Annotated in this window: 21 protein-coding genes; 12 read left to right on the top strand and 9 right to left on the bottom strand. The window is 58.6% G+C overall.

The window, feature by feature from the left end:
• Window positions 1-2: 2 nt before the first annotated feature.
• From ACR0NA_RS12560 to ACR0NA_RS12540, 5 genes are all read right to left on the bottom strand, one after another.
• Window positions 3-1457: an efflux RND transporter periplasmic adaptor subunit gene (locus tag ACR0NA_RS12560; RefSeq protein WP_480729369.1), complete on the bottom strand. Its 1455-nt coding sequence runs from the start codon at window positions 1455-1457 to the stop codon at window positions 3-5.
• Window positions 1458-1564: 107 nt separating this feature from the next.
• On the bottom strand, window positions 1565-2107 hold the full coding sequence (gene moaB, locus ACR0NA_RS12555; protein ID WP_480729368.1) for a molybdenum cofactor biosynthesis protein B: 543 nt from the start codon (window positions 2105-2107) through the stop codon (window positions 1565-1567).
• A gap of 6 nt (window positions 2108-2113) precedes the next feature.
• Window positions 2114-2731, bottom strand: coding sequence for a LysE family translocator (locus tag ACR0NA_RS12550; RefSeq protein WP_480729367.1), 618 nt, complete (start codon window positions 2729-2731; stop codon window positions 2114-2116).
• The gene (locus ACR0NA_RS12545; RefSeq protein WP_480729366.1) at window positions 2728-3327 is read right to left on the bottom strand and encodes a metallophosphoesterase family protein; all 600 of its coding nucleotides are present in this window, start codon (window positions 3325-3327) and stop codon (window positions 2728-2730) included. The genes ACR0NA_RS12550 and ACR0NA_RS12545 overlap by 4 nt, the downstream gene beginning before the upstream one ends.
• Window positions 3324-4091: a uracil-DNA glycosylase gene (locus ACR0NA_RS12540; RefSeq protein ID WP_480729539.1), complete on the bottom strand. Its 768-nt coding sequence runs from the start codon at window positions 4089-4091 to the stop codon at window positions 3324-3326. Before ACR0NA_RS12540 ends, ACR0NA_RS12545 begins: the two co-directional genes overlap by 4 nt.
• Window positions 4092-4871: 780 nt before the next feature.
• On the opposite strand from ACR0NA_RS12540, the gene ACR0NA_RS12535 reads away from it, so the two are divergent.
• The 8 genes from ACR0NA_RS12535 (at window position 4872) to ACR0NA_RS12500 (ending at window position 10334) form a co-directional block, all read left to right on the top strand.
• Window positions 4872-5807 carry an aspartate carbamoyltransferase catalytic subunit gene (locus ACR0NA_RS12535; protein WP_480729365.1) on the top strand — a complete coding sequence of 312 codons (936 nt, stop codon included), beginning with the start codon at window positions 4872-4874 and terminating at the stop codon, window positions 5805-5807.
• Complete coding sequence (locus ACR0NA_RS12530; RefSeq protein WP_480729363.1) at window positions 5804-6322, top strand: hypothetical protein; 519 nt, start codon at window positions 5804-5806, stop codon at window positions 6320-6322. Before ACR0NA_RS12535 ends, ACR0NA_RS12530 begins: the two co-directional genes overlap by 4 nt.
• Window positions 6307-6693: a hypothetical protein gene (locus tag ACR0NA_RS12525; RefSeq protein WP_480729361.1), complete on the top strand. Its 387-nt coding sequence runs from the start codon at window positions 6307-6309 to the stop codon at window positions 6691-6693. The genes ACR0NA_RS12530 and ACR0NA_RS12525 overlap by 16 nt, the downstream gene beginning before the upstream one ends.
• On the top strand, window positions 6690-7970 hold the full coding sequence (pyrC, locus tag ACR0NA_RS12520) for a dihydroorotase (protein WP_480729359.1): 1281 nt from the start codon (window positions 6690-6692) through the stop codon (window positions 7968-7970). Before ACR0NA_RS12525 ends, pyrC begins: the two co-directional genes overlap by 4 nt.
• Window positions 7970-8575: a glycerol-3-phosphate 1-O-acyltransferase PlsY gene (gene plsY, locus ACR0NA_RS12515; RefSeq protein WP_480729357.1), complete on the top strand. Its 606-nt coding sequence runs from the start codon at window positions 7970-7972 to the stop codon at window positions 8573-8575. Before pyrC ends, plsY begins: the two co-directional genes overlap by 1 nt.
• Window positions 8572-8841: a hypothetical protein gene (locus ACR0NA_RS12510; RefSeq protein WP_480729354.1), complete on the top strand. Its 270-nt coding sequence runs from the start codon at window positions 8572-8574 to the stop codon at window positions 8839-8841. The genes plsY and ACR0NA_RS12510 overlap by 4 nt, the downstream gene beginning before the upstream one ends.
• Before the next feature lie 199 nt (window positions 8842-9040).
• The gene (locus ACR0NA_RS12505; RefSeq protein WP_480729352.1) at window positions 9041-9514 is read left to right on the top strand and encodes a YHS domain-containing (seleno)protein; all 474 of its coding nucleotides are present in this window, start codon (window positions 9041-9043) and stop codon (window positions 9512-9514) included.
• A 265-nt stretch (window positions 9515-9779) separates the two neighbouring features.
• Complete coding sequence (locus ACR0NA_RS12500; protein WP_170654548.1) at window positions 9780-10334, top strand: porin family protein; 555 nt, start codon at window positions 9780-9782, stop codon at window positions 10332-10334.
• Between the two features lie 58 nt (window positions 10335-10392).
• On the opposite strand, the gene ACR0NA_RS12495 is transcribed toward ACR0NA_RS12500, so the two are convergent.
• Window positions 10393-11376 (bottom strand): quinone oxidoreductase family protein, encoded by a 984-nt coding sequence (locus tag ACR0NA_RS12495; protein ID WP_480729350.1) that lies wholly within the window; start codon window positions 11374-11376, stop codon window positions 10393-10395.
• Between the two features lie 194 nt (window positions 11377-11570).
• Between ACR0NA_RS12495 and ACR0NA_RS12490 the strand changes: the two genes are divergently transcribed.
• Window positions 11571-12428 carry a DUF2189 domain-containing protein gene (locus tag ACR0NA_RS12490; RefSeq protein ID WP_480729348.1) on the top strand — a complete coding sequence of 286 codons (858 nt, stop codon included), beginning with the start codon at window positions 11571-11573 and terminating at the stop codon, window positions 12426-12428.
• 45 nt (window positions 12429-12473) lie between these two features.
• Here ACR0NA_RS12490 and ACR0NA_RS12485 read toward each other — a convergent pair whose 3' ends face one another.
• Together ACR0NA_RS12485 and ACR0NA_RS12480 are read right to left on the bottom strand one after the other, a co-directional pair.
• Window positions 12474-13460 carry an NAD(P)H-quinone oxidoreductase gene (locus tag ACR0NA_RS12485; protein ID WP_480729346.1) on the bottom strand — a complete coding sequence of 329 codons (987 nt, stop codon included), beginning with the start codon at window positions 13458-13460 and terminating at the stop codon, window positions 12474-12476.
• Between the two features lie 70 nt (window positions 13461-13530).
• Window positions 13531-14223, bottom strand: a complete 693-nt coding sequence (locus tag ACR0NA_RS12480) for a COQ9 family protein (RefSeq protein ID WP_480729344.1) — start codon at window positions 14221-14223, stop codon at window positions 13531-13533.
• A 110-nt stretch (window positions 14224-14333) separates the two neighbouring features.
• Between ACR0NA_RS12480 and rpsU the strand changes: the two genes are divergently transcribed.
• The 3 genes from rpsU to ACR0NA_RS12465 all read left to right on the top strand — a co-directional run bounded on the left by rpsU (window position 14334) and on the right by ACR0NA_RS12465 (window position 17381).
• Window positions 14334-14540: a 30S ribosomal protein S21 gene (rpsU, locus tag ACR0NA_RS12475; RefSeq protein WP_005614280.1), complete on the top strand. Its 207-nt coding sequence runs from the start codon at window positions 14334-14336 to the stop codon at window positions 14538-14540.
• Between the two features lie 299 nt (window positions 14541-14839).
• Window positions 14840-15946 carry a CAP domain-containing protein gene (locus ACR0NA_RS12470; RefSeq protein ID WP_480729341.1) on the top strand — a complete coding sequence of 369 codons (1107 nt, stop codon included), beginning with the start codon at window positions 14840-14842 and terminating at the stop codon, window positions 15944-15946.
• A gap of 202 nt (window positions 15947-16148) precedes the next feature.
• Window positions 16149-17381, top strand: a complete 1233-nt coding sequence (locus tag ACR0NA_RS12465) for a CAP domain-containing protein (protein ID WP_480729339.1) — start codon at window positions 16149-16151, stop codon at window positions 17379-17381.
• Between the two features lie 63 nt (window positions 17382-17444).
• Here the strand turns inward: ACR0NA_RS12465 and ppk2 are convergent, their stop codons facing one another.
• Window positions 17445-18362, bottom strand: coding sequence for a polyphosphate kinase 2 (gene ppk2, locus ACR0NA_RS12460; protein ID WP_480729337.1), 918 nt, complete (start codon window positions 18360-18362; stop codon window positions 17445-17447).
• Window positions 18363-18568: the final 206 nt, after the last annotated feature.

The raw sequence follows: 18568 nt of genomic DNA, 5'->3' as shown, positions 1-18568 counted from the left end.
CGTCAGCCCCCTGCCCGGTCTTCAATTCGCCGCACCAATTGCACGGGAACCTGCTGGTTGCCTAGCTGGCTCAGGACTCGGGCCTTGACGTCCTGCGGCATGCGTTCGTTGGCTTCGACCACCGCGACCAGCTGCGCCCGACGCTCATCGGATAATTCGACCATCTCGGGATCCGGGTCCGCCCGAGCTTCGACACGCAGCGGACGCACACGCAGGCCCGTTCCCAAAAGTGGGGTACGCCCGATCACGACCTCGCGCCCCTCAAGACCCTGACCGCGCAGCAGAACCTCGTCACCCTGACGGCGCACAAGCTGCACAGGCAGCGACTCAAGCCTGTCATCCGGTCCAAGGACCAGTACCGATCCGGATGCGTCCAGAACCGATGCTGGCAGGCGCACCACTTTGTCCAGAGGCTGTTCTTCCACCGAAACCGTAACAAAATCACCCGGTTTGAATCCGGGTGCCGCGTCAAGGCGTGCAAAAATCAACCGCCCCGACTGACCCTCGCCTGCCGACCCGCTGTCTCGGCTGATGCGGCCATGCGCGACCAGATCGGCCCCGGTCACTTCAAGCGAAATGCTGACAGGCGCATTGATCAGATCGCCGTTTTCATCCAGCAACCGCACGTATTGTGCCGTCGAGACACGGAAAGCCACCTCAAGCGCGTTAGGGTCAACCAGTTCGGCCAGCTTTTCATTGGCCGCGACAAGGCGGCCCTCGACAAGGGTCACCCCCGACAAGGTACCGTCGAAGCGGGCGCGGATTGTCATGTCTTCCAAATCCCGCTCGGCCGCTTCCAATGCAATTCTGGCGCGCGCCAGCAGGGTTGTGGTCTGATCAACACGGGATTCCGCCTGCGCAAGCGCGATGCTGCGCGCCAGAACGGATTGCCGCGCGGACGCAGCGGTCAGTTCTGCCTCTTCCACGCTGGCTGTCGATCCGTATCCGCGGGATTCAAGATCCTTCTGCCGTTGCAGCGCCCTTGCCCGCAAATCCGCCTGATCTTCCGCCGCCTTCAGTTCATCCTGCGCCAACAGAAGCGAGCGTTCGGCATCACGTTCCTCGAATTGCGCATCCAGCAGGTCGGACTTTGCGCGGTCCAAGGCCGATTGAGCGTCTGCCGGATCAAGCTCGACCAGTATTTCACCGGCGTAGACCGAGCCGCCATCTTCGAAGTCGCTAGACAATGCAATCACACGTCCCCCTGCGGCTGTGCGCAGTTCAAGCCGGCGTCGGCTCTGGACCTCTCCGAAGGCTTCGAGATATGGCGTGACCGTCGCCAACTCAGCAGTGCGGACGCTGACAGCAAACACACGTTCCCGCGATTCCGGCGGCTGCGAGTCACGGGCCAGAACCTCTTGCACGGCACCCACGATGGACTGCGCGGCATAAATCAGCAGCGCCAGCGTCAAAGCCGCCAGAAAAACCCCCACAAGGCTTTGCCTTAGAAATCGCATCGTTCACGTCACTCCGGTCGCGTCGGGCTGCCACATGCTGAAGGTAGCCGGGCAGAAAAAAATGCCAAGCCACAAAGCAGTTATGAATAGTGTAACGTGAGTCCAGTCTACTTCCGTCGCAAGTGTTCGTCCAATCGTGGCATTATTTCCACGAAATTGCAGGGACGATGGCGGTAATCGAACTGTTTCTCCAGAATGCCGTCCCATGCGTCCTTGCACGCGCCCGGGCTGCCCGGCAGGGCGAACAGATAGGTTCCACCCGCCACGCCGCCGGTTGCGCGAGACTGAACCGCAGAGGTCCCGATCTTGTCCATCGAAATGATGGTGAACACGGTACCAAAGGCCTCGATCTCTTTCTCATAGACATCGCGATGCGCCTCGACGGTGACATCCCGGCCGGTCAGCCCGGTGCCGCCGGTCGAGATCACCACGTCAATTTCCGGGTCAGCCACCCACAGCCGCAACTGAGCAGCGATTTCTGCACGCTCATCCCGAATGATTTTGCGGTCAGTTAGTGTGTGACCGGCTTTTTCGATACGGTCGGCAAGGGTCTGACCCGAGCGATCCTCTTCCACTGACCGGGTATCCGAGACGGTCAGTATCGCGATGCGAACAGGAATGAACGCCTTGGTTTCATCAATTTGCGACATGCCGTGTCAGGCCCTTTCCATTATTGCAAGACGGAGAGCCAGTGCAGCAAAAATGCCCCCCGTGATCCAGCCAACAATCTGCGAAAACCGAGGATTATTGACCAGCCGTCGGCCCATGCCACCGGCAAATACGCCAACTGCCGAATTCACAAAAAAGCCGCCCAGCGCGATGATCGTTCCGAACATCAGAAACTGCATAAGAACCGAACCGGCCGGATCAACGAATTGCGGAATGAAGGCAAGAACGAACAAGATGACCTTGGGATTGGTCAGGTTGACCAGAAACCCGTCCCGAAAGGCATATCGGGTGGGTCGCCGCTGAGCATCTCCTGCAATCGCGCCGTTTCGTATGGCGCCCCACGCGAGATACAGCAGGTAGCCCACGCCAAGCCATCGGATCGCATCAAATAGCCAGGGCATAGTGGCAACCGCAGCGCCTAGCCCCAGACCCGCGATCACAACATGGACCAGAGTTCCGAGCGATATTCCCGCACTGGCAGTCACAGCCGATCCCGATCCCGAACGCAGGCCCTGCCCCAAACAGAACATCATGTCCGCGCCGGGAGTTAAGTTCAGTGCCAGTGCCGCAGGAACGAAGGCAAACAGAATAACCGGATCAATCACACTGTAACCTCGAACCAGTTTACCTTTGGGCCAAGATTGGCAACTTCGGTCCGGCCAACAGTTCCGCGATACCCCCAGCTGTCGTGAATATGGCCGCAGAACGCCAGTTTTGGCTGAATGCGTTCTATCGCGTCGCGTATAGCAACCGAGCCAACAGAGACACCTTGCGAAGTCGTGTCGCCGGTTCCCTTCGGAGGTGAGTGCACAACTAGGATATCCGCGTCGTTGCACCGGGCCAGCATCTCGGTGGCCTCCGCCTCGGTCAGGTCGCAGGACCAATCACCGAACGGTGTCACCGGAACGCCGTAGCCAAGACCGAACAGGCGCAGACCGTCCATCGTCATGCCGGAACCGTGCAGGATGTGGACGCCTTCGGGCGCGGCTTCTTCCAGTTCTTCGACGCTTTCCGCATTTCCAGGAACAAGCACAAGTGGCGCAGAAATGCCGGACAGCATTTCCAGCGCCTCGGGTAATCCGTGACGCATGTTGCAATAGTCGCCCGCACCTACCACCAGATCCGCGTCACGGCTGGCAGAAACCAAATCTGCGGCGCGGTTTCGCGCCATGTGCAGGTCCGAGAAGGCCAGAATTTTCATGACGTGCCTCCCAAATGCGCCCTGAGTTCCAGCAAATCCGCCCAGGCCTGTCGCTTCATCTGCGGCTGGCGCAGCAGGTAAGCGGGGTGGAACATAGGAATGACCGGAAGGTTCATGGCCTGTTCCCACTGTCCCCGCAGCCGCGTGATACCGCGTTTACCCAGCACCGCCTGACAACTGATATTGCCCATCAGAACCAGAACCTCGGGCTTTGCCAACGCGACATGACGTTCCAGAAACGGCTTCAACATACCGATTTCCTCGGGCCGGGGGTCGCGGTTCTGGGGTGGCCGCCACGGCAGAACGTTGGTGATATAGACAGTCTCGGATCGTTTCAGGTCAATTGCGGCCAGCATGCGATCCAGCAACTGGCCCGCGCGTCCGACAAACGGTTTCCCCTCTCGATCCTCATCCCGACCCGGAGCTTCGCCAATGATCATGACGCGCGCACCCGGCGTTCCGTCCGCAAACACCAGCTGCCGCGCTCCGCGTTTGAGATCGCAGTGATCGAACGCGTCCATCGCAGCGCGCAAATCAACCAGCGAATTGGCCGCTTGTGCTGACGTTTGCGCCACCTTCACCGGATCCACTTTGTTCGGTTTCACAGGGGCCGCCTGTGCCGGTGCGGCTTTCTTTGGCTTGGGCGTGATGTCCGGCAAAGCATACCGATCGACCGGATTGTCCCCGACCGCGTCGGTCACGCCTAGTTCCACCTGCCATTCCAGCAGGGCGCGTGCGGTATGAAAGTCCAGAGCCGATTCCATGGCTGACAATCTAACCGCCTTTGCGGCGAGGGAAAGCGAATTGACCTTGCCTGAGCCACCGAACACCCCGACCATGGGGGAATTCATGCTGTTGATCGTTCGATTCCTTTTGCTTTGTGTTCTGCTTGCGCTGACAAGCGGTTTGCCCGCTGTGGCCCATTTTCACGACAAGCTCAGACAATGCCCGGGGGGGCAGGCCCAGTGCGGTGCAAGAAACTGCTGCCCTTTGGGTCAACGTTGCAGCTGGGATGGCCACTGTATCCCGCCCGGAGGCACCTATTGCGGCGGCGGGCGATCCTGCGGACCATTCGAAAAATGCGTATCCGGCGGAACCCGATGCGCGCCGGCGGGGGCGAACAAATGCGCCTCGCGCCTTGATTGCCCCGGTGGCAGCTTTTGCAATGCGCGTGGAGAGTGTGAGAGTAGCAGCCCGGAATTCGATCCCGGCCGCGAGACAAAATGTTCAGATGGGCGCAGCTGTGGGCCCGGGTCGACCTGCCTGCCCGGCGGCGGGTGCACCAGACCGGGTTGGTTTTTGTGCGAAGAAACCGGTTCACAATGCCGCCCCGGTTTCAAATGTTCGCGAGAACAGGGCTGTGTCCCGAAAAAGGCCATCGACTGCGGGTTCGGGCGTTGGTGCAAACCCGGTGAACAGTGTCTGGAAGATGGCGAGTGCGAAAAACTGCCCGAAACGGAAAATAACCCATAGTCGCAGGACCGTGTTGCCCCGCCGCTCAGTCCTTTCTATAAGCGGCCCGATTGTCAGACAGGAGCCCGCCCATGCGTTTCGCCCATCGTCACCTTCTTGGCATCGAGCATCTGTCGCAATCCGATATTACTGCAATCCTCGATCTGGCCGAAAAATACGTTGATCTGAACCGGCAACCGGCCAAGCGGTCCGATGTGCTGTCGGGGCTGACGCAGATCAACATGTTCTTCGAGAACTCGACCCGCACGCAGGCCAGTTTCGAACTGGCAGGCAAGCGACTGGGCGCGGATGTGATGAACATGGCGATGCAGGCAAGCTCGATCAAAAAAGGCGAGACGCTGATCGACACTGCGATGACGCTGAATGCGATGCATCCTGATTTGCTGGTGGTGCGGCATCCGCACTCCGGCGCAGTCGATCTGCTGGCGCAAAAGGTGAACTGCGCAGTTCTGAACGCGGGCGATGGGCGGCATGAACATCCAACGCAGGCCCTGCTGGACGCGTTGACGATCCGCCGGGCCAAAGGCCGCCTGCACCGGCTAAACATCGCTATTTGCGGAGACGTCGCGCATTCTCGCGTAGCCCGATCCAACCTAATCTTGCTGGGCAAGATGGAAAACCGCATCCGCCTGATCGGCCCGCCGACGCTTGTGCCGGGCCAGTTTGCCGAATTCGGCGCCGAGATTTACGACGACATGAATGAGGGCCTGAAAGACGTGGACGTCGTCATGATGCTGCGCCTTCAGAGGGAACGGATGGATGGCGGCTTTATCCCTTCGGAGCGTGAGTATTACCACCGCTACGGTCTGGACGCCGCCAAACTGGCGCTGGCCAAGCCCGATGCCATCGTCATGCACCCCGGCCCGATGAACCGGGGGGTCGAGATTGACGGAACCCTGGCCGACGACATCAACCGTTCGGTGATTCAAGAGCAGGTCGAGATGGGCGTCGCCGTCCGCATGGCCGCGATGGAACTGCTGGCCCGCAATTTACGAGACGCCGCATGAGCGATCTGACCATCGCCCCCCATGAACGCGGCGTGATCCGCCTGTTTACGCTGGATATGCGGCCCGAAGAGGCAAAGTTTCTGCGCGAACCCGGCGCTGTCGATCAGGTGCTGGGTGTCAAAGGGCTGGACCCGGAACAGATCGACATCTTCCCGGTCTCCGACCTCGAAGACCTTGGACTTTACGGATATCTAAACGAAGGTTGCGGCGTGTCCAGGAATCAACTGGACCGCGACGCACTTGAGGCCATCGAAGGCTGGGTGATGGTCGTGCGCAGCGCCGCCTTTGGGGATCGCTCTGCCACGCTGAAACCGGACCCTCGCGTGCGCCTGATTGGTCTTTTCACCGAAGAGGCCACAAACTGGACCGGCGGCAAAATCGAAACCGAAAGCGCGAAACCGTTCTCGGCCCCTCAGAACGCAACGCAAGATGACAGACCGCGCCGCATCGGTTCGGCCGTTCTGGCCCTGGTGATCTTGCTGGCCATCGGAGGCGCCCTATGGCTGATCCTGTAACCTTCGCGCCGGACAAAGGCGCTTATATCCGCACCAACGCATGGCTTGCCGCAGGGGCCATGGCGGCGGCGATGGCCGTGTTATGGCTGATCGGCAACCCCTATGTCTGGACCGGCGCGCCTGCGGGGCTGGCCGCCGTCGGCCTCCGCGCCTGGTATCTGGCCTCGGAAGAACTTGTCGCGACGTGGCAGATGACCGACACCGCCCTCACCGGCCCCGGTTCGCGCACTGTGGCGCTGAACCAGATCGAGGCGGTCAATATCATGGGAAGCTTTGTCCAGATCGTCACCAAGGGCGGCGATAAACATCTGATCAAGTATCAGGCGGACCCCGCCGCCACCAAAGCCGCAATCGAAAGGGCCATTGCATGAGCAATACGATCTTCACCAACGCTCGCCTGATCGATCCCGAATCCGGTTCAGACAACATCGGCTGGCTGCAGGTTGCCGAGGGTCGGATTACCGCGCGGGGTGACGGCGAAGCCCCCTCTGCGGATGCGCAAATCATCGACTGCGGCGGCCATTGCCTTGCACCGGGGATTGTCGATATCGGCGTCAAAGTGTGTGAACCGGGTGAGCGTCACAAGGAAAGCTACAAGTCAGCCGGTATTGCCGCCGCAGCCGGTGGTGTGACCACCATCGTCACGCGCCCTGACACCAGCCCCTCTATCGACACGCCCGAGAGCCTGGAATTCGTAACCCGCCGCGCGCAGGCCGACACGCCCGTCAACGTTCTACCCATGGCTGCCCTGACCAAGGGCCGCGAAGGGCGCGAGATGACCGAGATCGGGTTTCTGCAGGACGCAGGCGCCGTGGCCTTCACCGACTGTGACCACGTCGTCACCAATACCAAGGTGTTTTCCCGCGCCCTGACCTATGCCCGCTCCTGCGGTGCTCTGGTCATCGCCCACCCGCAGGATCCCGGTCTCAGCAACGGTGCCGCCGCAACCAGTGGCAAGTTCGCGGCCCTGCGCGGCCTGCCCGCCGTCTCGCCCATGGCCGAGCGTATGGGGCTGGACCGCGACATCGCGCTGCTGGAAATGACCGGTGCCAAATACCACGCCGACCAGATCACCACCGCACGCGCTCTGCCTGCGCTGGAACGGGCCAAGCGGAACGGGCTGGATATCTCGGCTGGCACGTCCATACACCACCTGACGCTGAACGAGCTGGACGTGGCCGATTACCGGACTTTCTTCAAGGTCAAGCCACCCCTGCGATCCGAAGACGACCGGCAGGCGGTGATCGACGCGGTTCGCACCGGGTTGATCGACACGATCAGCTCAATGCACACGCCACAGGACGAGGAAAGCAAACGCCTACCTTTTGAAGAAGCCGCATCCGGCGCAGTTGCATTGGAAACCCTGTTGCCTGCTGCGCTGAGGCTATATCATTCTGAGCAACTCGACCTGCCAACCCTGTTCCGGGCGATGGCTTTGAACCCGGCAAAACGGTTGGGACTGGACAGCGGCCGTCTGGCCGAAGGCGCCCCTGCCGATCTGGTTCTGTTCGACCCGGATGTGCCTTTTGTGCTCGACCGGTTCACTCTGAAATCCAAATCCCAAAATACTCCGTTTGACGGACAGCGGATGCAAGGTAGGGTTGCGGCAACTTACGTTGCAGGCAAAGAAGTTTACCGGAGACCCTGATGCCAATAATCGACGGTTCGACAGCCCAACTGATCCTGTGGGCAGTGCTGGGATACCTGCTGGGATCTGTCCCTTACGGCATGATCGTTGCGCGGGTGATGGGGCTTGGCAACCTGCGGCAGATCGGGTCGGGCAACATCGGCGCCACAAACGTTCTGCGCACCGGAAACAAGGCCGCAGCGGCGCTGACCCTGTTGTTCGATGCCGCCAAGGGCGCGGTCGCGGTCCTGCTGGCCCGCCTTCTTGCCGGTGAGGACGCCGCCCAGATCGCCGCTCTGACCGCGTTTGTCGGGCATTGCTATCCGGTCTGGCTGGGTTTCAAAGGTGGCAAGGGGGTTGCTACATTCCTTGGCCTGTGGCTTGCGCTGGCCTGGCCGGTTGGTCTTGCGCTGTGCCTGACATGGCTGATTGCTGCCGCGATCTGGCGCATTTCGTCAATGGGCGCGCTGGTTGCTGCGGCCTCGTCCACCATGTGGGCCGTGTTCCTTGGGCATGGCGAGACGCTTTTTCTGGGCGCGGTTCTCACGCTGTTGGTCTTTTGGCGCCATCGCGCAAACGTCGCACGCCTGAAAGCCGGAACTGAGCCCAAAATCGGACAATCGTGACACCCTGTGCAGCGTTTCTGGACGCCTTCCTTGACCTGCCGGACGGGACATTTACGGGTCGGTCCGGTGGCCGGCGCTATGTCGTCAGCCGGACCTCATTTGCCGGCGGGTGCAGTCAAAAGCTGATCGCGCATGAGCTTGGCGGCCCGGACTACATCAGCATGAATCTGTATCAGACGACCCGTAGCGGTGCATTGTTGAGACCATGCGAAATGCCTGTTGAAAAGGTCATCGCCTTTGTCATCGGGTTGGAACCGGAAGCCTGATCAGCGCTTCTCAGATCACTCATCCCTGCACACGTTCTATTCGCTGGCGCACAATCAAAAATGGTTGTTTTGAACGTTACCGGCGACGTGCCCAAATGCTGTTTCGTGACGGTCCATTTTGACCGCACAGCATTCCAACCCGGACCGGCGGGCGCAATTTCGGCATCTCCGGTCGGTCCGTTTCACGAAAGGTGAAATCATGAACAAGATGAAATCGCTGTTGGGTGGCGTCGCGCTGTCCGTTGCAATCGCCACTTCTTCTCTGGCCGCCGGGGTCGAGATCAATGCAAGCTCCACCGGGCTGGCCATGCAGGGCTATGATCCGGTCGCCTATTTCACCGAAGGTGAGCCGACCAAAGGCAACTGGAAAATCACCACGATCCATGACGACGCCATGTATCGTTTTGCCTCGGAAGAGAACAAGGCGGCGTTCGAGGCCAACCCAGCGGCCTATCTGCCCGCCTATGGTGGCTATTGCGCCTTTGGTGCGGCGATGGGTTTCAAATTTGACGGTGATCCGAACTATTGGCGGATCGTTGACAACAAGCTGTACCTGAACATTTCGAAAGATATTCAGGAGCGCTGGGAAGGCGACATCCCGGGCTTTATCGAACAGGCCAGCGCGAAATGGGAAGACATTGCCGACAAAGATCCGGCGGCTCTTCAGCAATAAACTGCCTGTCTTAAGGGTGGTCAGCGGCGGCGGATCGCTCCGCCGCCGCTTGTGATTTGAGTTCGCGCATAGACGCATTATCTTGTCTCATTATGTGATTTCAGGGATCGCGGACATCACATGAGCCGCCGATACTCCAATAAAACACTTCGGTTCGGAACAGTTGGGTGAATGTTGATCCGGTCTTGTGGCCGGACCGTATGATTCACTGCAGGCGGGGCAAATACGTGCTTTGCCCGCTTTTTTTCGACCGAAAGGATACGAGATGACTGGAAAACTGGCACTGATATCCGCAATCGCCTCGCTCGCCGCCGGGTCGGCTGCTGCACAATCGCCAACCTTGCTGAACACAAGCTCGGGTGACTGGACTGGTTTCTATGCCGGTGCGCAGGTTGGCTGGATCGACGTCGGCACCAGCCTACCCGGCATTAGCGGGGATGACTGGATCGGCGGTATCATCCTTGGATACGACTATGATTTCGGAACCTGGGTTCTGGGTGGCGGCTTCGACTATGACTGGACCAGCGTCAGCCTGGGCGGCGCAGTCAAAGTCGAGGATGTCTGGCGCCTGAAGGCCCGTGCCGGATACAAGGTTTCACCTGACGGGCTGCTATATGGCGTCGCTGGCTGGGCAGACGCGGGCACCGACGTTCTGGGTGACGATGATGGCTGGCTTATCGGCGCCGGTTACGAACAAATCATCAACGGCAACTTCAGCCTGGGCGGTGAAATCCTGTATCACGAGTTCAACAACTTCAACTCCAGCGGTGTGGACGTGGATGCAACCACGATTCAGATCCGCGGGGCTTACAGGTTCTGAACCCGCGCGCATTTGCAACGCATTGACCCGCTGAGTAAATCATCGGGTCAATTTCGGATTACGGTTCCAGAACTGTACTGCCGGTGGTCTGCCGTGCCTCTAGAACACGATGGGCATCCGCCACCTGTTCCAGCGAGAACCGCTGATCCATGTGTATCTTGACCTCGCCGCCTTCGACCTTTCCGAACAGCCGCCGTGCCATTGCCTGACAAATATTGTGGTCGGAAATATGCGTGAACAGGGTTGGCCTGGTTATCTTGAGCGATCCTTTCTGCGCAAGGACGCCGATATTGAAATGTGGTACTGATCCGGACGCGTTGCCGAACGAAATCATCATTCCCAACGGTTTCAGACAATCAAGCGACCCTTCGAATGTTTCCGCTCCGACTGAATCCATCACCGCATCCACGCCCTTGCCTCCAGTAAACTCCTTTACCTTCGCAACAAAGTCTTCGGTATTGTAGTTGATGCAATGCGCCGCGCCATTGAACTGGGCCAACCGGCATTTTTCATCGGTCCCGGCGGTTCCGATCAAAGTAATCCCTTCGGATTTTGCCCATTGGCAGGCGATCAGGCCAACCCCGCCTGCCGCCGCATGGAACAAAACCGTGTCCCCGCGTTTGAGCGGTGTCGTTCGGTGAAACAGATATTCAACCGTCATTCCCTTGAGCATCATCGCGGCACCGGCGTCAAAGGATATGGCATCCGGCAGCGGGCACACCTGCGCCGCTGGCATGACCCGCGCCTCGCAATAGGCACCCGAAGGCGCCGCAGCATAGGCTGCCCGCTGTCCGGGCTCCAGATGAGTGACGCCTTCACCCACCGCTTCGACAATACCCGCCGCTTCCATTCCAAGCGCGTGCGGCAGTTCCAGCGGATAGAGCCCGGTGCGCTGATAGACATCGATGAAATTCAGTCCGCAGGCATGATGGCGGATACGAATCTGGCCGGGGCCGGGATCCCCGACCGGGCGGCTTTCGATTTTCAGAACCTCCGGTCCGCCGAATTCGTGAATGACAACCGTGCGCGCGGTTTCCTGCATAACGTCCTCCTCATGTTTGAGGCCAAGCTAGCACGCCTGAAAAATTGAACAATCACCTCAGTCTCACAAGGGTGATTCGCTGTTTTCCCAAAATATGCTAGTATGATGGAAGGCGTTGCCGGCTGATCCGGCCACGGGCAACCCGAATGCCGGATTCATTCTGCGGCGCGATCACGCCGAAGAAGGGGATGAAGATGGCCAAAACAATCGGTAACCCTGTCAGCTGGGCCGCCCGGAACCTTGGGGCGACCAGTGACCACGTAACAGAAAGCGTCAGCCGCATCGGCAGCGCCGATACGCAGCATCTGCCGACAGTGCAGACCTTGACCATGCAGGATATCATTTCGTGCCTGAGGGCGGGGTATCAGGATTTTGTCGAAACCCGGGCGGACGCGGTTTTCGTTATCCTGATATATCCGATCGCCGGGCTGGTGATGTTCGGACTCGGAATGAACATGAACATGGTGCCGTTGCTTGCACCTTTGATCGCCGGTTTTGCACTTATCGGACCGGTTGCCGCTGTCGGGCTGTATGAAATCAGCCGCAAGCGGGAACAGGGGCACGACGTGCATTGGCTGGACGCGTTCGGCGTATTCCGTTCACCTTCTTTCGGGGCCATCCTCGCGCTTGGCTTTTATCTGGTCATGCTGCTGCTGATCTGGCTGATGGTCGCGCAAAGCATCTACGTTCAGACGCTTGGTCCTGAACCGCCTGCTACCTTCGGTGCATTCATGACCGAAGTATTCACCACCAGTGCAGGCTGGAGCATGGTTCTGATCGGTACGACCGTTGGCTTCCTGTTTGCGCTGATCGCGCTGGCCATCAGTGTAGTTAGTTTTCCACTATTGCTGGATCGCAAGGTTGGTGTACCCGTTGCTGTCGTAACATCCGTGCGCGTGTTCCGCCACAACCCCGGAGTCATCCTGACCTGGGGCTTTGTAGTCGCGGCGATGCTGGTGCTGGGGTCAATCCCGATCCTGCTGGGCCTGATCTTTGTGATGCCAATACTGGGCCATGCAACATGGCATCTGTATCGCAGGGCCGTCGTCTGACCACAGATGCGCGCGCGAGCAATAATTGATCGCGCGCGTTCGAGATTAGCCCGAGACTTTCAGAACGATCTTGCCAATATGGCCCGAACTTTCCATTCGAGCATGGGCTGCAGCAGCGTCTGACATATCAAATTCACTATCCATGACCGGGGCAATCCTGCCTGCCTCAAGCAGGGGCCAGACGGCTTCCCGCAAATCCTGCGCGATCCGCGCCTTGGCAAGGTCACTTTGCGGGCGCAGGGTGCTGCCCGTCAGCGTCAGGCGCTTGACCATCATCAGTGCAAAGTTCAGCTCGACCACCGGCCCTTGCAGGAACGCGATCTGCACCAAACGTCCGTCCTCGGCCAGCGCCTTGACGTTGCGCGGGATATAGTCTCCGCCAACCATGTCGAGGATCAGGTTCGCGCCACCCTCTGCCCGCATGGCCGCAACAAAATCCTCATCCCGGTAGTTGATTGCCTTTTCCGCGCCTAGCTTCAGACAGGCATCGCATTTGTCGTCAGACCCGGCCGTGGCAAAGACCCGCGCCCCGAACGCATTTGCCAGCTGGATCGCAGTAGTACCGATGCCGCTGGAGCCGCCGTGAACCAGAAACCGCTCACCAGCCTGCAATCCGCCACGCGTGAACACGTTCGACCAGACGGTGAAAAACGTCTCGGGCAGGCACGCCGCTTCCTTCAGGCCCATCCCGGCAGGAACCGGCAGACAATGATCAGCCGGAGTCGCCACGTATTCGGCATATCCGCCGCCCGGCAACAAAGCGCAAACCTTATCTCCGATGGCAAGCCCTTCGACTCCGGAGCCGATGGCCACAACCTCGCCCGATGCTTCCAGCCCCGGCAGGTCGCTTGCCCCCGGCGGCGGATCATACGCACCCGCGCGCTGCAAGGCATCGGGGCGGTTCACGCCTGCATATGCAACCTTAATGATAACCTGCCCGTTCTCCGGTTCGGGTACGGGGCGTTCGGTCAGTTTCAGAACATCGGGCCCGCCGGGAGTGGTTATTTCGACGGCACGCATCATCTGGGTCATCGGCAATTCTCCTTTGCGCCCTGCCTAGCAGGCAGGACAGCCAAGGCAAAGACTCAAGCTGAATTCCCGCCTATTTCCTGTTTGACAGAGATCCCGGTAAATCCGCCCGGGCGCCAGCCGGTGCCCGGACCTGACCCGCCAGCCAGTTCGGCACGGCCAGAAACGGCTTGAACAAAGGATTGCCGTTTACCTGCGCCTTGAATTTTTCGAACTGCATGACATCGGCGATCCTGCGATCCAGAAACTCCCAAGTCGGTTGATGATCGGGCGTTTCATCCCCCAGCCAGAACAGCAATGTCGAGGAATACACTCCGGACAGCGTGGCCCGTTTGGTGTACCAGTTGACGTCTTCGGAGGTGTCCCCCAACGCGTTCCAGATCAGATCGCAGGTCCCCCAGATCGCCCGGGCACCGTCCGCCGCATGCGTCGGCAGGGAAAACAGGGTCACACCCCGGCGTACGGCCTCTTTGTCATCAACGGCCTGCAACCTGAAACGAACCGCCGCTGCAATCTTGTCCCGAAACTTCAGGTCGCTCAGATCCTCGCTTTGCAGCCTGGACAGCATGGCCGCGTCTCCCCTTGCGTGAAACGCCAACGCCAGATCAACGGCACCGCGGGGGCAGATGGCATGCGCCAGACCATCATCCAGATCGCAGTCTGAAATTGCCGCGCGAAAGCTTGATTCGGACCATCCTTCGAACGGAACGTGGTTCAGAATGGCATCCAGCAGTTTCTCTTTTGCATCTTCGTATGTTGCGGTCATGACGGTTCTCCGGTTCACGGCCCAGTACTAGACAAGTTAGGCGCGCTTTGCTATACGGCCACTTCCTGCAATTTCCTTGCAACTCTATCTAGAAAGGTGGTGACAACCACATGCAGGTTAGTGTTCGCGACAATAACGTCGATCAGGCGCTTCGTGCCCTGAAGAAAAAGCTGCAGCGCGAAGGCGTGTTCCGTGAAATGAAGCTGAAGCAACATTTCGAGAAACCGTCCGAGAAGAAAGCGCGCGAGAAAGCTGAAGCGATCCGCCGTGCCCGTAAACTGGCACGCAAGAAAGCACAGCGCGAAGGTTTGCTCTGAGAGCGACCAAGACTCGTCCAGCTTTGGATGACACTATTTGACGACCCCCGAGGCATCGCCCGGGGGTTTGTCGTTTCTGGGGTCGGATGTATTTCGCCGACATAGGGCGGGCACCGCGCGGCAACCTGCCATTTCGCCCCAAGCAGAATTTTGCCCGGCATTTTGCAGCGCAGCGAATCCCGCAGAGGTAGCACGGCCCCGCCAAAACTCGCCCCGAATTCCTGTGTCTCTATCGGCCCCGTCGAAGCCTCCTGTAACTGGCCCCGTCTACTAAGACGACAAACCAAACGGAGGCTAATATGTCGACTGCAAGTACTTTCGAGCGGGAAATGCTGGAGCTTATCAATCAGGAACGCACGTCTCGCGGGCTGAACCCGGTGCAATTGGAAACCCGCCTGAACGACTCGTCCGAGGATCACAGCATGTGGATGCTGAATACAGACACGTTCAGCCATACTGGTTCAGGTGGTTCCAGCGCGACACAGCGGATGGAAAATGCGGGCTTTGATTTCTCAGGCAGCTGGCGTTCTGGTGAAAACATTGCCTGGCAATCCGAACGCGGCGCCCCCGGCATCAGCGATGACGTCGCGCAGCTTCACCAGAACCTTATGAACAGCCCGGGCCACCGCGCAAACATCCTGAACCCGGACTTCGAATACGTTGGAATCGGGATCGAGACAGGGGACATGCAAGGCTTTGACGCGGTCATGGTCACGCAGAATTTCGCGGCGACAGATGCAGCTGTGGTCTTGGACAACGGCAATTCACCCACGCCCCCTGCGCCAACACCGCCAAACGAAGAAGTGGCGGAACCTGAAGAGCCCGAGGCGGAAACACCGGAAACCGATGTAACCATCCCCGAAGAGCCAGATACCGATGTAACCGAGACCGAGGAACCGGAGGCAGAAACACCCGATACCGATGTAACCGAGCCCAACGAGCCGGATACCGACGTCACAGAGACGGATGAGCAAGAGGGCGAAACGCCCGAAACCGAGGTCACTGAGACCGAGGAACCGGAAGCCGAGACACCCGAAACCGAAGAACCTGACACCGATGTTACTGAAACAGAGGAACCGGAGACCGAAACACCCGAAACCGAGGTCACTGAAACCGCAGAGCCAGAGAATGGATGTTTCAACATTCAGGAGTTTCTGGCTGCAATTGAAGAGTTCAGGTTCGAACTGCAAGCATTCGTGGATCAGCTCGACTGGAACAAGACAGACACCGCGCAAAGTGACGTTGTCGCTGAAACGAATATCGTCGATGAATTTATGACACCGCGCACAGCCGACCTGGAAGATGCTACCTCTCCCGAAGAGTTCGCTTTGGAGTGCGTCGAAGTGGACGAGCTCGATTTCAGGCCCATGCAATGTGATGCGGGATACCTGATAGAGTTTGTCTGACCAGAGATGGACAACACGGGGCACTGGAAACGGTGCCCCCATTTATCCTGCTTTACATCTCTGCGCAGTTTTCTGCACACGCAGCATCACAATTTGGTGGCAATTCGCTCATCCGGAATACACGGCAAGATTGTGACTTTCTCTCGCCAAAGTCTCGCCATTAATGTCCCACAAAAAATCACAATCCACCGGAGGCAGTACCATGTCCTATGCCAGCAGCCTTGAGCGGCAAATGCTCAATCTTATCAATGCGGAGCGAACCTCGCGCGGGTTAAATCCGGTCCAGCTTGAACTCAGGCTCAACGATTCTTCCGAGGATCACAGCCGCTGGATGCTGGCCACCAACACGTTCGACCATACCGGGGTTGGTGGATCAAGTGCGGGCGATCGGATGGAGAGCGCCGGATTCAAGTTTTCGGGCAGCTGGACCTGGGCCGAAAATATCGCCTGGCAAACGATACAGGGCGCCCCCGGTCTGAGCGATGACGTCATAGATCTGCACAACAGCCTGATGAACAGTTCCGGTCACAAGGCAAACATCCTCAACCCCAATGTGACGGTAATTGGAATCGGCATCGAGACCGGTAATTTCAATGGTTGGAACGCTATTATGGTCACGCAGAACTTTGCGCGCACCACGGCACCGGTTCAGGTGGACAATGGCGCACCGGGCAATCCGCCCGCGCCTCCTCCAAGCGCCCCGGCAAGACAGGTTGTATCCTCGGATACGACCGGGACTGACAACGCGGACTGGCTTGTGCTGGAATCAGGGAAAAGCGGACGGCTGGAAGGGCGGGGAGGCAACGATATCCTGACGGGCCGGCAATTCGCCGACACGCTGCTGGGCGGTGGCGGGGACGATGTTCTGAAATCGAACGGCGGCAACGACGTAATCTTTGGCGAAAGTGGAAACGACAAAGCTTATGGTTCAATCGGCAACGACAGGCTTCACGGCGGCAGTGGCAAGGATGAGCTCTGGGGAGGTCAGGGCGCCGATTATCTGAGCGGTGACGATGGTGCTGACTTTGTTTCCGGCGGTTATGGGAAAGACGTTATCCGAGGTGGAAACGGGAATGACCGTCTGTTTGGCAATCGGGGCGCGGACAACCTCAAAGGTCAGTCCGGAGACGATGTAATGAATGGCGGTTTCGGCAATGACCGACTGGACGGAGGCGCAGGCAACGACGTGATGACGGGTTCCCTTGGGGCCGATGACTTTGTCTTTGCAGCCGGCCGCGATCGCGTCACCGACTTTCAGGGTAATGATCAGATTGTCCTGAACGGGTCTGCGCCGATCCGCAACTACGGCGACCTCAGGGCCAACCACATGTTCCAGTCAGGCCAGGATGTTCTGATTTATGACGGTCTGGGGAATTCGCTGCTACTCGAGGACACGCTTTTAGCGCAACTTGATCAGAGCCATTTCCTCTTTTGAGGAAACCATCAAAAAGACCATGAACCACATTTTGCAACGCCCCCGATCCAGGGGCGTTTTTTGTCAGTAGACCTTGGGCACGTACAATTCATCGGGCAAAACCCGACGCTCGTAATCCGGGTTGTATCTGCGATCTGGTAAATTGACCTTGTCCTGCGGGACATCCTCGTAGGGGATTCGGGTCAAAAGATGCTCGATACAGTTCAGACGCTCACGTTTTTTGTCGTTCCCTTCGACGATGTACCACGGAGCCTCGGGGATATTGGTGCGAAAGAACATGTCTTCCTTGGCTTTGGTATAGGCCTCCCAGCGGATGCGGGATTCCAGATCCATCGGTGACAGTTTCCACTGTTTCATCGGATCATGGATACGCATGAGAAATCGCAACTGCTGTTCTTCGTCGGTGATCGAGAACCAGTATTTCAGCAAAATAATGCCCGACCGGACCAGCATTCGCTCAAATTCCGGAACGTCCTGAAAGAACTGTTCGACCTGATCCTCGTTGGCAAATCCCATCACCCGCTCGACACCGGCGCGGTTGTACCAAGACCGATCGAACAAAACGATCTCTCCGGCGGCTGGCAAATGCGGCACATATCGCTGGAAATACCACTGGCTTTGCTCGCGGCGACTGGGCGCGGGCAGCGCCACCACCCGTGCGACCCGGGGGTTAAGGCGCTGGGTTATCCGCTTGATCACCCCACCTTTGCCAGCACTGTCGCGGCCTTCGAACAGAATACAGACCTTGGCACCAGTATGAAGAACCCAGTCCTGCACCCTGATCAGTTCAGCCTGCAAGCGCAGAAGATTTCGGAAGTATACCTTTCGGTCCAGCATATCGGGATGCTGATCCTTGTAGATCTTGCGGACCTCCATCGAGAGCATCGGTTCGCTGAATTCAATTTCGAAATCTTCGTCCAGCGTGTCCTCAAGTTCGGCCTCCAGCCAGTCCTTGGGCGCGCGGTCGTTTTCGTAAGCCACGGTCTGCTCCTTATCTTTCACTGGGTCGGCACCGTATCTGACGCTTGTAAATCCCTGATGTCAGCAAAATATCCTGAACGAACCAGATCAATTTTTGCAGGCGGCTGCCACCGAAAAAGCGGCCAACTAACCCGCCAACCCATAATTCCAAGTTTCAAATGTGAACTTCAACCTTACCAGATACAAGCGACAGATTTGCCGCATCA

The sequence above is a fragment of the Ruegeria sp. C11 genome (assembly GCF_056537725.1).
This window is presented reverse-complemented; position numbering and strand designations above follow the sequence as displayed.